Genomic DNA, 13630 nt, shown 5'->3' with positions numbered 1-13630 from the left:
TCAATTCTTTTATGTCTCTCATAAGTATTATAGTAAAGTATATAAGCTACGTTTTCATGAAGGGTTAATGAAAAGATTATTAAAAATTTCTCATATATCAATGATAATAGACTGAAAATTAAGTATAATGATATAAGTCTTTCATTTACAAAAATAGGGGGAGAACGTATGTATATTACAGATCCGATTTATGGACCAATCTCTATTCGTGATAGAGATATCCTTCGATTGATAGATACAAAAGCATTTCAAAGGTTGGCGAATATTAAACAACAAGGACATACTTATTTTTTACATGAGAACGCAATACATACGAGGAAAGAACATTCGATAGGTGTATATGTGCTAGTAAATAAAGTGATAGAACATCTTACTGAGATTGGTGACATACATTTATCGAAATATGAACGAAAGCAAGTATCTACTGTAGCCCTTCTACATGATGTTGGACATGGGCCATATTCACATTGTTTTCAGCAAATATCGGGTGAAGATCATAGTGAGTGGACGGTACGAATCATTCAAGAGGACGAAGAAATACGTACGATTTTAAATCAAACACCTAGATTATTAGATGATGTAACGAAAGCTTTAACAGAAGATGGAGTTTTTCCAATTATAGATGAGCTCTTATTTAATTCATTAGGAATGGATCAATTAGATTTTTGGAATAGAGATTTATATTACTCGTCGCTTGAATTAGAAGGTTTACAGATAGAAGGATTGATTGCTAACATGCGTTTAATTGACGGTAAACTTGTTATTGAAGAATCGGGAATCCCCTTCATCGAACAATTAATGAAAATGAAAGAAGGGCTTTACAATAATGGATTTGGCCACCCGTTTGTGATAGGAAAAGACATATTGCTGCAAACAATTTTTAAAATGATAGAGGAGAAAAATCTTTCGTTCTATACTCCTGAACTTCAAAACTTCTTTCATAAAGGAGAGAAGTTAGAAGTAGAAGACTTTCTTCCGTTACAAGATGAAATGATTTTAAATGAAATACAGTGCTTTGCAAAATCAGATGATGTTGAAATAGTATCTTTAATTCAACTTTATGTTTCACCAACTAAAAGTTTATCATTTCAAAAAGGAGTGGAGGGTGATTTTAAAAAGGAAAATAACAATTTAGCAATAATAACTGAGAAAAAGGCGTACAGTTCATATGCAGGTGGTATTTACGTCCATAGTGAGGGGCAGTTAGAGGACATTTTAGAGAAATCAAATTTCATTCAAGAGATAGTAAAATTGCCTAAAAAAGAATATGCCTATTCAATTTGATTTGGTTCGAAAATAAAAAATGAATGAGATGGAAACGTAAATTTAGAGGAGGGAATAAAATACATGAAACATAAAATTGCTGTACTGGCAGATGTACATGGAAATGCAACTGCTTTAAAAGCAGTTATCGAAGATTCTATGAAAGAAGGTGTGACTGATTATTGGTTTTTAGGAGATTTAATTATGCCTGGTCCTGGATCGAATGATTTGTTTGAAATATTAGAAAGTATTAACGTTGATACTTATGTACAAGGAAACTGGGAAGATAGTTTTCTTGACGTTCTTAATAAAAATATTGATATTGATAACGCAACTGATATTTATGTTTCTAGATTAGTTCAGTATCAATGTGAAAACCTGGATGAAAACTATATTAAGCATGTTAAAAATTTACCATTACATATAACAAAACAGGTTAATGATTTATCAATCAGTATTAGTCATAATCTACAAAATAAAAATTACGGAGGAGATTTGTGGCCCACTAATAATCAGGAACAGTTTGATCGGCTATTTGATCGTGATTATGATATTGCGATTTACGCTCATACCCACCATCAATTGTTGCGCTATAGTAGCAATGATCAATTAATTATTAACCCAGGAACAGTTGGACAACCTTTTTACAAGTGGAATAAGCTAAACTCTGACTTGCGTGCTCAGTATGCAATTCTTGAAATTGATGAGGCAGGGATTACTGATGTGAGGTTTAAAAAGGTTTTTTAAGATGTAGAAAAGGAATATAAAAATGCCATGAATAAAAATCTTCCTTACATTGATTTATATCGTGAGCTGTTAGAGACAGGAAAAACTCATACGCATGATATTGAATTATTACAAGAAATTAATGACAAATATAATTATAAAGATGAAGTAATTAAGTTTATCGAGAAAATGTGATAGGAATTTAATAGAAAGAAATGAACATTGTTGAATGTTAGGTTAGTAATGTTTTTTACATAATACATAATCAAGAGTTATTTTATAATGAAACTTAGATGTAAAATGATTTTTGTATTTTATATTGATTGAAAACAAGCATCCCCCTGTCCTAGGTATATGACGGGGGGATGCTTGTTTTTTTAAGGCTTCACATCTAAGTTCTGTAAAAATAAAGTTGCTGTTACGTAACGCTTTGCTAACATTTGTACATAAGCGGTATGTACAGAAAGGGTCGCAATAATAATAGCGTTACGAATTGCTTCGCGTTGTTCGTTATTAATTTGATCGAACTTACTTGCGATTTTATCAGCTTTTTCTTTTACGATGTTTTCAATTGTATGAACGGTATCTGTTGCATTTAATTGTAAGCAATTCCCTTGATTGAGTTCTTCAAATAAAGAAGAGTATGCTACATATAAATGAACAGGATTGATTAAATCATCACTTCGATCGGCTGGGTCATTTACAATAAGGCGTAATAGCTTACGAATGGATTCAAAATCAAGTGCTGTTTTTAAATCTTCGACAATAAATAGTAAGGCTGCTTGTTCGATTGAATATTTTTTCCCTTTTTGAGGAGAGCCAATCATTTCTTTTATATCTCGTTTCACCCAGTTTTGCATAGCAGTTACAGAGAAACTTGTGTTTTCAATCTGATTGCCAAGCGCAACTATTTCATTTAAAGAAAAACCGACATCAGTATCGTCAATTTTAATCAGCTTTTCAAAAATAGGTGAAAGTGCGGTAGTAATAAAAGCTGTAACGCTTTGTCCGCTTTCAATATCTTTTTTATGTGACTTTGCCCAAGCTTCTTGTAAAATACCGAGAGGCTTTTTCGTATTCCATCCTCTTAGTGATAGAAGAAGGGTAGCCATTTCGTTTCGTGTGAGATGAAATGTTTCCATCTTTTCACCTCCAAAATAATAAAAAGTTCTTATGAACTTATAATATGTTTTGTTTCATTTAAAGTCAATTCTGTTTTGCTTAATTTTTCCTTTGTGACCAAACTGTTGAAAGTAAATAATACTTGCATATTTCGACAAAAGTTCATATAATAAGTTCATAAGAACCTTTAAAATGTTCTTAAAAACAAATCTATCATTCTGAATTTACTAGAAAGATAGATTTCACATATATCTATATAAAAGGAGAATGGATATAATATGTTGAAAAAACTTGTAGCAGTAATGACAGCATTCATGGTTATCTTTGGGGCTAGCAGCTTTATATTCGTAGATCATGCAGCAGCGAAAAGTTACAAATCTGGTAAAAAATCATTTACACCAAGTTCAGGTCAAAAGTCAAAAGTTGATTTAAACAAAAAAGACTCAAATGTAAATTCTCAAAAACCGACTCCAGATTCAAAAACGAAAGCAACAAACACGGCACCAAAAAGTAATAAAGGAAGCTTTATGAAAGGTTTATTACTAGGTGGTCTTGGTGGTTTACTAATGGGTAGCTTATTTGCAAATATGGGAGCTCTTGGTTCTGTATTAGCGTTTATGGTAAATATGTTAGTAATGGCTGGTATCGTAATGTTAGCAGTTCGTGCATTTAAATACTTCAAAGACCAACGTAAGAAGAAAGCAGATGAAGTAGCATGGAAACAATAAAAATTTCTGAACAAGAGCTTATAAATGCGCTTTGTATATATATCGCTGAAAAAAGACAAGTGGGTCCAGAAGAAGTATTAGTTGAACTCATGTATGATGACGACTACGGTTTCTCTGCGGAAGTAGAGGTAAATGGTCGCCAGCAAATTTTAATTCAAGCAAACTTAATCGAAGCTTTACGCTTATTGCTTGACAGAGAATATAATGTCAATCCATTCGCAGCGAGGTTACAACTTGAATTAGATGATGAAGAAGGCATTTACGCATTAGCGAAATTTAATAACTCAGATGAATAGAGAAAAGAGCTGTCGAGAATAATCTCAGCAGCTCTTTTTAGTATGTGCATATGTAGAAGAGTAATCACGCCAAATTTCATTCATCTTTCGTCTACCGATATCTACCATCGGATTAAACTGAATTGCAGATTTCTGACGAACAAAGTGAACGTTTTGAATGGCGTGAGATAATTGTTGGTCGACTATATCACGTTTTTTGCTTGCATATTTAGCAATAGATAGACCTGCAACTGTTCCTTGCGCCATCGCAATTTTTCCGCTTTCAATGCCTGTAATATTGCCGGCTACAAATAAACCAGGAAGAGGAGTTTCCATTGTTTCGGAATGGAGAGGAACGTGTCCGCCTAATTCTGAAATGTAATGGAAGGGACAACCAGCTACAGCTGCAAGTTCGGCAAGTGGGTATAATCCCCCGGCAATACATACAAAATCTGCTTCATATATTTTCTCTGTTCCATTGATAACATTTCCTTTAGAGTCAATATTAGCAATACGTACACCTTCAACTTGATCTGTTCCGATAATTTCAAGAGCTGCTTTCCGAAGGTGAAGTGGCGTTCCGTTTATTTTCATTCCGCTGTTTGGATAGAATGTTAATCCAGCTTTTCGAATCCAATCAAATTTCATAAAGTGACTACCTATTCGTAAGAAAGCAGAAGGAGCGAGGTGAGCTGCATTTAAAAGAGAGTTTAAAACTTCTTCAGGTTCACCAGCTTTTTGACTTAACTCGCTTTTCTCAGGGAGTACAATATGATCTACTGTAATTCCCGCTAATTGCAATTCACTTAAAATGGCGAAAGACAAAATGTTAGCACCAATAATAATTCCTTTTTTTCCAACTTGCACGCGATGAACATTTGTCATAACTTGAGCTGCTCCAATTGACATCACTCCTGGAAGTGTCCAGCCAGGAAGGGGGATAGAATATTCCGCAGCTCCAGTAGCAAGTAGTACGAAAGGTGCTTCTAACGTACCGATATTAGTATGTACAAACCAATTGTTTTCATCTCTATCTAAATTATAGACCGAAACACCGCACCTGATATGTACTGAAAGTGATGCTGCTTCTTCATGAAGTCGCTTCGATTCTTTTATTCCGTTCCACCATTCTCCAGTAGGCTCTTGATGCAACTGTCCTAACAATCTCCCGCCCGGCTTCATAAATTCATCAATAACGAGCACTTTTAGTCCGAAACGAGCACAAGAAATAGAAGCAGATAATCCCGCTGGCCCTGCACCAATAATAATTACATCACTCATCGTTTTTTCACCATCTCTCTCACGATATTCGGATGCTGTTTCCCGCTTTCAACAACCATGTTTTCTTCTACAACAGTTAAGCATGCGCGTACATTTGTTTGATTATTTACTGTCATGCGGCATTCGGAACAGTGCCCGATATTACAATAAATACCTCGCGGTGTTCCGCTATCTTCATGAACTCTTACTGTCCTAATTCCATTTGCTAACAGGGCAGCAGCTATCGTTTCATGTTCATATGCTTCGTATTGATGACCGTTAAATTGAAAGGTAATACGCTTACTACTTTGTAAAGTGCCTAAAATAGGGTGATGTGTAATTCTACTCATTTACTTTCACCTACCGATCCAAAAGTAACTGCACGTATTGGTGGTTGATATTTTAACGGTAGTTCATTAAGAGTTACGTCAGGATTCGCATTTTCAATCATTCGATCTATCATTATTCTGCATGTGCGACCACCGCAAAATCCCATGCCAGCACGTGTTCTTAGTTTTAATTCTCTTGCCGAGCAGTTATATTCAGCAATTGTCGATTGAAGTTGCCCATATGTAACCTCTTCACAACGACAAACGATTAAGTTGTTTTTATTTGTCATGTGTATTCCTCCTCTAGTTCGGTTTTTACAAATTATATATGCAAAAATCATGCCAATATAGAGGAGGAGAGGGCTATCTGTAAATGCCTGATCGGTGCATACTGCTTCTTTATTGAAGTCCAAGTTTCTTTAAACGGTTATATAAAGTAGCCCTTGTTACACCAAGTTGTTTTGCGCATTCTAATTTATTCCCATTTAAAATTCGTAAAGCCCTTTCAATAACTTTTTTCTCATGCTCATCCATCTCTTCTTGTAAAGAAAGGATTGTATTATTGTTGCTGAGTAATAGGGAATGGGCTGTATGGTTGTCTAAAGTTTCAGTCGTATGAAATGGTAAATATTCTTGTTTTATAATTCCGTCTGTTGCGAATACCACAAGCCGTTCAACAACGTTTCGAAGTTCGCGAATATTACCTGGCCAATTGTAATGAAGCAGTTCATGCATAATGCTTGAAGGTAAGTCACGAATTGGTCTGTTATAGTTGATTGAAAAATCGTTTAAGAAAGAATAGGTTAATTCAATAATATCCTCGCGTCTTTCGCGCAGCGGTGGAATCTGCAAGCTAACTACATTTAAGCGGTAATATAAATCTTCTCGGAAAGTTCCTTTTCTCATTTCTTCTTGTAAATCACGATTTGTAGCAGCGATAATACGGAAATCAATATTAATTTCTTTTTCACCACCAACTCGGTAATACTTTCGCTCTTGCAGTACACGTAACAGTTTTACTTGCATATCAAGTGGCATTTCACCTATTTCATCAAGAAATAAAGTACCGCCTTGCGCGAGTTCAATTTTACCTTTTTTTCCTTTACTATTTGCTCCAGAAAATGCCCCACGCTCGTAACCGAATAATTCACTTTCAAATAATGCTTCTGGAATTGCCCCGCAGTTAATCGAAATGAAAGGCGCCTTCGCTGCTTCACTTGCTTCATGAATTGCTTTCGCAAATACTTCTTTTCCAACTCCGCTTTCCCCAAGTATTAAAACAGTTGATTTCACCGAACAAACTTTTCTAGCTAATTGTATCGTTCTTTGTATAACAGGACTTTTTCCATTCATCGCAAGGAATGGATCGGATTCATCTTTATACTTTGCCACTTCTTGTTCTAAACGGTGCATTTCATGTGACATATTAAATAGTTTTTCATTTAAAGCGACTTGATTTGTAACATCTGTTTCTGAAACGACTGCTCCTATAATTTCATCATTACAATAAACTGGATTTGAATTAATTAATACGAATAAATCGGGGCGAGGCTGATGGAACTGAGCGACTATGCTTTTTCCATCATGTAAAGATTGTAAAATTTCCAAGTCTTTATAATCAAAAAAACGAGTAATCGGTTGCCCAATAATCTCATTATGGTTGACTGAAAATATTTTTTCAGCACCATCTGTCCAAGTTCGAACGCATTCTTTACTATCAATTACTGTAACAGAAGAGTCAGTTGTTTGTATTACAGTGTCATAAAATGACTGTAGTTCATTGTAGGACTTATAAAGAAATGGAATCATTTGCTGAGAAGTTATACAGCATATCGGCTCATCGTTTTCGTTAAGGATGATAACAGCTAATTCATAAGAAAAAGCGTCAATTAATGCAGTGAATGAGTCATCTACATAAATAATTGCGCAATTATATTCTTCTGTAGTAGAAGGGAGGTAATAAAACCTTTCGTTTATTTTCTTAATGCGATCAAGGCTACATGTATGATTGATTAAAACGCTTTCCAAAAATTCTTGTATAGTCGGAAATGAGAATTCCATAATGTCCTCCTGTTATGTATAAAAATTTTGACAGTGATAAAAAAATAATACACCTATTTACTATGAATTTAAAATATTTTTACAAATAAAAATATTTTTTATAAAAATTGTATATGTACAGAATTGGCACGTCAATTGCATAAAAAGAAAGTGAGAGGGCTAGGAAAGGAGGAGTATATTGTGAGGCACTGCGACGTTTTAATTATAGGTGGTGGAATAATAGGGTGTTCTATCGCTTATTACACTTCAAAATACGGAAGAGACGTAACAATCATTGAAAAAGGGGAATTTGTCAGCGGGACGTCTTCACGGTGTGATGGGAATATTTTGGCCATTGATAAAGACCCGGGATTTGATAGTCAAATGTCTTTAGTAAGTCAAAAATTAGTAACTGATTTAAGTGAAGAATTAGAGCATTCATTTGAATATAGGGCACCAGGAAGTATTCTCGTATGTGAGTCAGACGAAGAGATGGAAGCTGCGCAGCAATGGGTAAATCGGCAACAAGAAGCTGGATTACCGTTTCGAATGCTTGATAGGCAAGATATAAGGGAAGAGTCGCCTTTTTTTGCTGATGATTTATTAGGCGGTTTAGAATGTGCGACGGATTCAACTGTGAATCCATATCTCCTTGCTTTCTCGCTTCTGTCAGAGGCACAAAAGTTTGGCGCAAAAGCTTTTAAGCAGACGGAAGTAAAGAGTATGGAAATAGAGACGGATGGTTCATTTGTTGTAGAAACTACGAATGGAACTTTTACAGCAAAACAAGTTGTAAATGCAGCCGGTGTGTGGGCTCCTAAGATTGGTCAGATGTTAAATATAAATATACCAATTGAACCGAGAAAAGGGCATATTATTGTAGCTTCAAGGCAACAACACGTAGGATGCCGTAAAGTAATGGAATTCGGTTATTTAATTTCTAAATTTGGCGGAAAACGAAAAGTGGATGCTTTAACTGAAAAATACGGGGTTGCGCTCGTATTTGAGCCTACTGAAAGTCAAAATTTCTTAATTGGTAGTAGTCGTGAATTTGTAGGATTTCATACGAGGATAAATAATGAAGTCATTAAATGTATCGCAAATAGAGCAATTCGCTTTTATCCGAAAATGGCAGATATGATGGTAATTCGTTCTTACGCTGGTTTACGTCCGTGGACAGAAGATCATTTACCGATTATTTCACGAGTGGAACATATTCCGAATTATTTCATTGCCGCTGGACATGAAGGTGATGGGATTAGTCTTGCAGCAGTTACTGGAAAAGTAATTGAAGAGTTATTAAATGAAAAAGAGACAATTATTCCTATTGAACCACTTCGTTTGAGTCGTTTTACAGAAAGGGTGTTAAACGGATGAGGTCACAAAGAGTCTTTACGACGATTGATACACACACAGGTGGGAATCCAACGAGGACATTAATTAGTGGACTTCCAAAGTTGATTGGAGAGACGATGGCAGAGAAGATGTTACATATGAAAAAGGAGTATGATTGGATTCGAAAATTGTTAATGAATGAACCGCGTGGTCATGATGTAATGTCAGGAGCATTATTAACAGACCCATGTCATCCTGAGGCTGATATAGGTGTTATATACATAGAGACAGGTGGATATTTACCGATGTGTGGTCACGATACAATCGGTGTATGTACAGCGTTAGTTGAATCAGGTTTAATTCCGGTAGTTGAACCGATTACTTCTTTAAAACTAGATACACCGGCTGGCTTAGTTGAAGTAGATATTGCTGTTCAAGATGGAAAAGCAAAAGAAGTATCTTTCTGTAACATACCAGCTTTTTTATTGAAAAATATTACTGTACAAGTGAAAGACATTGGGACTATAGAGGCTGATATTGCGTATGGAGGGAATTTTTATGCCATTATTGATGCGAAATCAGTAGATCTAGAATTAGTACCAGAAAATGCATCTACAATCATCGATAAGGCGATTCATATAAGAAACACAATTAATGAGAAGTTTGAAATCACTCATCCAGAGTATTCGTTTATAAGAGGATTAACACATGTTGAATTTTATACAGATCCTACTCATGAATGTGCGCATGTGAAAAATACAGTTGTTGTACCACCAGGCGGAATAGATCGATCTCCATGCGGTACAGGAACATCTGCGAAGCTAGCTGTATTATACGCTCAGAAAGAAATCGAAATTGGTGAAGAGTTCATTCATGAGAGTATCGTTGGTTCTTTATTTAAAGGATATGTCATGAATACGACACATGTTGAAAATATTGAAGCTGTCATAACGAAAATTACGGGATCAGCTTGGCTTATGGGTATGCATAGATTTTTTTACAATGAAATGGATCCACTTAAAGAAGGATTTTTGCTAATTCCGCCGATGGAACATGAAACGGAGGATATAAAATGAACATTCAAAAAATGTATACAGCAGTAGACGTACATGTAAATGGCGAGGCATTTCGTGTAATGAAAGACGTACCATGCAAATACTACTACAGTTTGGAGCAATTAAATGAACAATTTTCAGGTGAATTAGCAGAAGAGATGAAGCTTTTATTAAATGAACCACGTGGTTTTATCGGTTTGAATGGGTGTATTGTCGTTCCATCTATCCATAATGAAGTGGATGCAGCTGTATTATTTTTTAATCATGAAGGTTCGATTCCGCTTCATTATGGAGGCATTGTTGCAGTAATAACGATGTTACTCGAAAGTGGTTATTTAAAAAAGAGAGAGTCCAATCAATATAAAATTGAAACGTTATCTGGAATATTTTTAGTTCATGCGTATGTAGAGAATGATGAAGTTATATCGGTTTCGTTTGAAAGCAAACTATGCTATATGATTGAGGAAAATTTACAGGTTGGTAATGTAAGTTATTCTCTCATACAAGCAGATAAAGTATATGCAGTTGTAGAGAAAGGTGCGTATTCGCCAGAAATTCGCATGGAAAACATTTCTGAATTGAAAAGATGGGGAGAAGCTACACTACAGACTATACAAAAACAGTCGCTAATAAAAAGGCTTATTTTAGTAGATCCTTCGCAAAAAGAAAAGAACCATATAAAGTCGATTACATTTCATGAAGATAACTTTATCGTACGTTCGCCAGGTTTTGTTTCTACTATTGTTTCCTATGTTCATGCGTTATTTAAAAATGATTATATGGCGGATAAACCTTTTAAAAATGAAAGTATATTTAATAGTTTTATAACTGTGGAGAAAGTGAAGAAGGAGGAACTAGGATACATTTTCCGTTTTGAAAGTAGAGGGTTTATTACAGGGATGCAGACATTTCTATTAGACCCTACGGATCCGTTTCCGGCAGGTTTCTTATTAAAATAAAATGTGATAGGGAGAGATAAATATGCAAAAAATTAAAGGAGCATTTCCAGTATTAATAACACCGATGGATGAATTTCAGGAAATTAATTGGGATGGGGTAAAGCAAAATGTAAATTACTTTATCGAACAAAACGTTGCAGGTATCATCATTAATGGAAGTACAGGAGAATTTGTAAGTTTATCAAAAGAAGAACGATTTAAAATGGTAGCAACCGTGTTGAAAGAAATTGATGGCCGTATTCCAGTTATTGTTGGAACTGCAGCAGAGACGACGAAAGAAACAATTGAATATACGAAACATGCAGAAGCGCACGGAGCGGATTGTGTATTAATTATAAACTCTTACTATTGTAAACCGAAGGAAGAGGAGATTTATTTTCATTTTAAAGAAATCTCAAACTCTGTAAATATACCAATTATGTTATACAATAATCCATTTACTTCTGGTGTTGATATGAGTACAGAGCTAATGCTCCGTATTGGAAAAGAGTGTGGAAATGTTACACATATTAAAGAATCTAGCGGAGATATTCGAAAAGCGAGAGATTTAGTAAGACAAAGTGAAGGGGCTTTCCAAGTCTTCTGTGGTTCTGAAGATTTAGTTATGGAATCATATTTAGTTGGTGCCTCGGGATGGGTTTCAGTAGCAGGAAATATTGTTCCCGGTCTCGTTACAAAAATGTATGAGCATTTTCAAAATGGTGAATTAGAAAAGGCGTGGGAAATAAACGATGCTATTTTACCACTTTGCGAGTTTCTTGAAGGATCAGGGAAATATGTTCAAATCGTTAAACGTTCTATGGAATTACATGGGCAAGCGGGAGGACCTTCTCGCTATCCAAGACTAGGGTTAACTGTAGAAGAAGATCAAAAGCTTCAAACGATTTTATCAAATATTGCAGCTCATGCAGCTGTTTAAATAAGGAGGAGAACATAATGTTAAAGACAAATATTGAGCTGAAACCAAAAGTGGAAGCGTTTTTAAATGAAGAAATTAAAATGTTTATTAATGGCGAATTTGTTTCTGCTATTGGCGGAAAGACGTTTGAAACGTACAATCCAGCAACAGAAGAGGTTCTAGCAGTCGTATGTGAAGCGCAAGAAGAGGATATTGATGCTGCAGTAAAAGCGGCAAGATCTGCATTTGAATCTGGCCCGTGGGCAGAAATGACTACTGCTGAAAGAGCGCATCTTATTTATAAATTAGCAGATTTAATTGAAGAACATAGAGAAGAATTAGCGCAACTAGAAGCTTTAGATAATGGAAAGCCATATCAAGTAGCACTTGATGATGATATTTCAGCGACTGTAGAAAATTATCGTTATTACGCAGGATGGGCTACAAAAATTATTGGGCAAACAATCCCGATTTCAAAAGATTACTTGAATTATACGAGACATGAACCTGTTGGTGTTGTAGGACAAATTATTCCGTGGAATTTTCCGCTTGTTATGTCTTCTTGGAAAATGGGAGCTGCACTGGCGACAGGTTGTACGATTGTATTAAAGCCAGCAGAGCAAACGCCTTTATCTTTACTATATACAGCGAAACTCTTTAAAGAGGCTGGATTTCCAAACGGCGTTGTAAACTTTGTACCAGGCTTTGGTCCTGAAGCAGGGGCTGCAATTGTAAATCATCATGACATTGATAAAGTTGCTTTTACAGGATCTACTGTTACAGGAAAATATATTATGCGTCAATCTGCAGAAATGATTAAGCATGTAACGTTAGAGCTTGGCGGAAAATCACCAAATATCATTTTAGAAGATGCGGACTTGGAAAAAGCGATTAATGGTGCATTCCAAGGTATTATGTATAATCACGGTCAAAATTGTAGCGCAGGATCACGTGTGTTTGTTCATCGTAAACATTATGAAACTGTAGTAGATGCACTTGTGAAAATGGCGAACAACGTAAAACTTGGAGCAGGTATGGAGAAAGGAACGGAAATGGGTCCACTCGTATCTAAGAAACAACAAGAGCGTGTGTTAAATTACATTGAGCAAGGGAAGAAAGAAGGTGCTACAGTTGCGGCTGGTGGCGAACGTGCGCTTGAAAAAGGTTATTTCGTTAAGCCAACTATATTCACAGATGTTACAGACGATATGACAATCGTTAAGGAAGAAATATTTGGACCAGTTGTTGTCGTACTTCCATTTGATTCGACAGAAGAAGTAATTGAACGAGCGAACAACTCATCCTATGGCCTTGCTGCGGGTGTATGGACGCAAAATATCAAAACGGGTCATCAAGTAGCAAATAAATTAAAAGCAGGAACAGTGTGGATTAATGATTATAACTTAGAAAATGCAGCTACACCATTTGGTGGATATAAACAATCTGGTATTGGCCGCGAATTAGGTTCATATGCGCTTGATAATTATACAGAAGTGAAAAGTGTTTGGGTAAATATAAAGTAATAGGGCGTTTTACTGATAAAAATTGAGGGATGAAATAATGAAAGATGCGGACAACTAGAAAGTTTGATAATAGTTGTCCGTTTTTTTTTATATACAAAATTGCTTTTCCAAAGAATG

13 protein-coding genes and 1 pseudogene are annotated in these 13630 nt (G+C 35.5%); 9 read left to right on the top strand and 5 right to left on the bottom strand.

Annotated features, from left to right (window positions below; all coding sequences use genetic code 11):
• The first annotated feature begins 168 nt into the window (after positions 1-168).
• Together BHV55_RS14090 and BHV55_RS14085 are read left to right on the top strand one after the other, a co-directional pair.
• Positions 169-1284: an HD domain-containing protein gene (locus BHV55_RS14090; RefSeq protein ID WP_070757898.1), complete on the top strand. Its 1116-nt coding sequence runs from the start codon at positions 169-171 to the stop codon at positions 1282-1284.
• Positions 1285-1347: 63 nt separating this feature from the next.
• Positions 1348-2184, top strand: a pseudogene (locus BHV55_RS14085) (metallophosphoesterase family protein).
• A gap of 182 nt (positions 2185-2366) precedes the next feature.
• Here the strand turns inward: BHV55_RS14085 and BHV55_RS14080 are convergent.
• Positions 2367-3131 (bottom strand): DUF1836 domain-containing protein, encoded by a 765-nt coding sequence (locus BHV55_RS14080; protein ID WP_000447231.1) that lies wholly within the window; start codon positions 3129-3131, stop codon positions 2367-2369.
• Positions 3132-3389: 258 nt separating this feature from the next.
• Between BHV55_RS14080 and BHV55_RS14075 the strand changes: the two genes are divergently transcribed.
• Together BHV55_RS14075 and BHV55_RS14070 are read left to right on the top strand one after the other, a co-directional pair.
• Positions 3390-3839, top strand: a complete 450-nt coding sequence (locus BHV55_RS14075) for a hypothetical protein (protein ID WP_070757896.1) — start codon at positions 3390-3392, stop codon at positions 3837-3839.
• Positions 3827-4135, top strand: coding sequence for a YxcD family protein (locus tag BHV55_RS14070; protein WP_000447747.1), 309 nt, complete (start codon positions 3827-3829; stop codon positions 4133-4135). The genes BHV55_RS14075 and BHV55_RS14070 overlap by 13 nt, the downstream gene beginning before the upstream one ends.
• Positions 4136-4159: 24 nt before the next feature.
• Here the strand turns inward: BHV55_RS14070 and BHV55_RS14065 are convergent, their stop codons facing one another.
• The 4 genes from BHV55_RS14065 to BHV55_RS14050 form a co-directional block, all read right to left on the bottom strand.
• Positions 4160-5395: an NAD(P)/FAD-dependent oxidoreductase gene (locus BHV55_RS14065; RefSeq protein WP_070757894.1), complete on the bottom strand. Its 1236-nt coding sequence runs from the start codon at positions 5393-5395 to the stop codon at positions 4160-4162.
• Complete coding sequence (locus BHV55_RS14060) at positions 5392-5724, bottom strand: (2Fe-2S)-binding protein (RefSeq protein WP_016110142.1); 333 nt, start codon at positions 5722-5724, stop codon at positions 5392-5394. Before BHV55_RS14060 ends, BHV55_RS14065 begins: the two co-directional genes overlap by 4 nt.
• A complete protein-coding gene (locus tag BHV55_RS14055; protein ID WP_000182619.1) occupies positions 5721-5993 on the bottom strand; it encodes a (2Fe-2S)-binding protein in 273 nt (90 codons plus the stop codon). The genes BHV55_RS14060 and BHV55_RS14055 overlap by 4 nt, the downstream gene beginning before the upstream one ends.
• Before the next feature lie 109 nt (positions 5994-6102).
• On the bottom strand, positions 6103-7764 hold the full coding sequence (locus tag BHV55_RS14050; protein ID WP_000395824.1) for a sigma-54 interaction domain-containing protein: 1662 nt from the start codon (positions 7762-7764) through the stop codon (positions 6103-6105).
• 180 nt (positions 7765-7944) lie between these two features.
• Between BHV55_RS14050 and BHV55_RS14045 the strand changes: the two genes are divergently transcribed.
• The 5 genes from BHV55_RS14045 to BHV55_RS14025 are packed head-to-tail and all read left to right on the top strand — an operon-like array spanning position 7945 to position 13513.
• Positions 7945-9120, top strand: a complete 1176-nt coding sequence (locus BHV55_RS14045) for an NAD(P)/FAD-dependent oxidoreductase (RefSeq protein ID WP_001215267.1) — start codon at positions 7945-7947, stop codon at positions 9118-9120.
• Positions 9117-10154, top strand: a complete 1038-nt coding sequence (locus tag BHV55_RS14040) for a proline racemase family protein (RefSeq protein ID WP_001257540.1) — start codon at positions 9117-9119, stop codon at positions 10152-10154. Before BHV55_RS14045 ends, BHV55_RS14040 begins: the two co-directional genes overlap by 4 nt.
• Positions 10151-11092: a proline racemase family protein gene (locus tag BHV55_RS14035; RefSeq protein ID WP_070757892.1), complete on the top strand. Its 942-nt coding sequence runs from the start codon at positions 10151-10153 to the stop codon at positions 11090-11092. Before BHV55_RS14040 ends, BHV55_RS14035 begins: the two co-directional genes overlap by 4 nt.
• Before the next feature lie 22 nt (positions 11093-11114).
• Positions 11115-12011, top strand: coding sequence for a 4-hydroxy-tetrahydrodipicolinate synthase (dapA, locus tag BHV55_RS14030; protein WP_001169463.1), 897 nt, complete (start codon positions 11115-11117; stop codon positions 12009-12011).
• Positions 12012-12028: 17 nt separating this feature from the next.
• Positions 12029-13513: an aldehyde dehydrogenase family protein gene (locus BHV55_RS14025; RefSeq protein WP_070757889.1), complete on the top strand. Its 1485-nt coding sequence runs from the start codon at positions 12029-12031 to the stop codon at positions 13511-13513.
• Positions 13514-13630: the final 117 nt, after the last annotated feature.

The organism is Bacillus sp. RZ2MS9 (assembly GCF_001816185.2).
GTDB lineage: Bacteria > Bacillota > Bacilli > Bacillales > Bacillaceae_G > Bacillus_A > Bacillus_A cereus.
Note: the sequence above shows the minus strand (reverse complement) of the source record. Positions and strands in the feature narration are given on the sequence as shown.

Bases quoted from the DNA above. Each gene is read 5' to 3' on its own strand.
- BHV55_RS14025 (WP_070757889.1), top strand. From the start codon at position 12,029: ATGTTAAAGACAAATATTGAGCTGAAACCAAAAGTGGAAGCGTTTTTA.
- BHV55_RS14035 (WP_070757892.1), top strand. From the start codon at position 10,151: ATGAACATTCAAAAAATGTATACAGCAGTAGACGTACATGTAAATGGC.
- BHV55_RS14055 (WP_000182619.1), bottom strand. From the start codon at position 5,993: ATGACAAATAAAAACAACTTAATCGTTTGTCGTTGTGAAGAGGTTACA.
- dapA (WP_001169463.1), top strand. From the start codon at position 11,115: ATGCAAAAAATTAAAGGAGCATTTCCAGTATTAATAACACCGATGGAT.
- BHV55_RS14040 (WP_001257540.1), top strand. From the start codon at position 9,117: ATGAGGTCACAAAGAGTCTTTACGACGATTGATACACACACAGGTGGG.
- BHV55_RS14075 (WP_070757896.1), top strand. From the start codon at position 3,390: ATGTTGAAAAAACTTGTAGCAGTAATGACAGCATTCATGGTTATCTTT.
- BHV55_RS14050 (WP_000395824.1), bottom strand. From the start codon at position 7,764: ATGGAATTCTCATTTCCGACTATACAAGAATTTTTGGAAAGCGTTTTA.
- BHV55_RS14060 (WP_016110142.1), bottom strand. From the start codon at position 5,724: ATGAGTAGAATTACACATCACCCTATTTTAGGCACTTTACAAAGTAGT.
- BHV55_RS14080 (WP_000447231.1), bottom strand. From the start codon at position 3,131: ATGGAAACATTTCATCTCACACGAAACGAAATGGCTACCCTTCTTCTA.
- BHV55_RS14070 (WP_000447747.1), top strand. From the start codon at position 3,827: ATGGAAACAATAAAAATTTCTGAACAAGAGCTTATAAATGCGCTTTGT.
- BHV55_RS14065 (WP_070757894.1), bottom strand. From the start codon at position 5,395: ATGAGTGATGTAATTATTATTGGTGCAGGGCCAGCGGGATTATCTGCT.
- BHV55_RS14090 (WP_070757898.1), top strand. From the start codon at position 169: ATGTATATTACAGATCCGATTTATGGACCAATCTCTATTCGTGATAGA.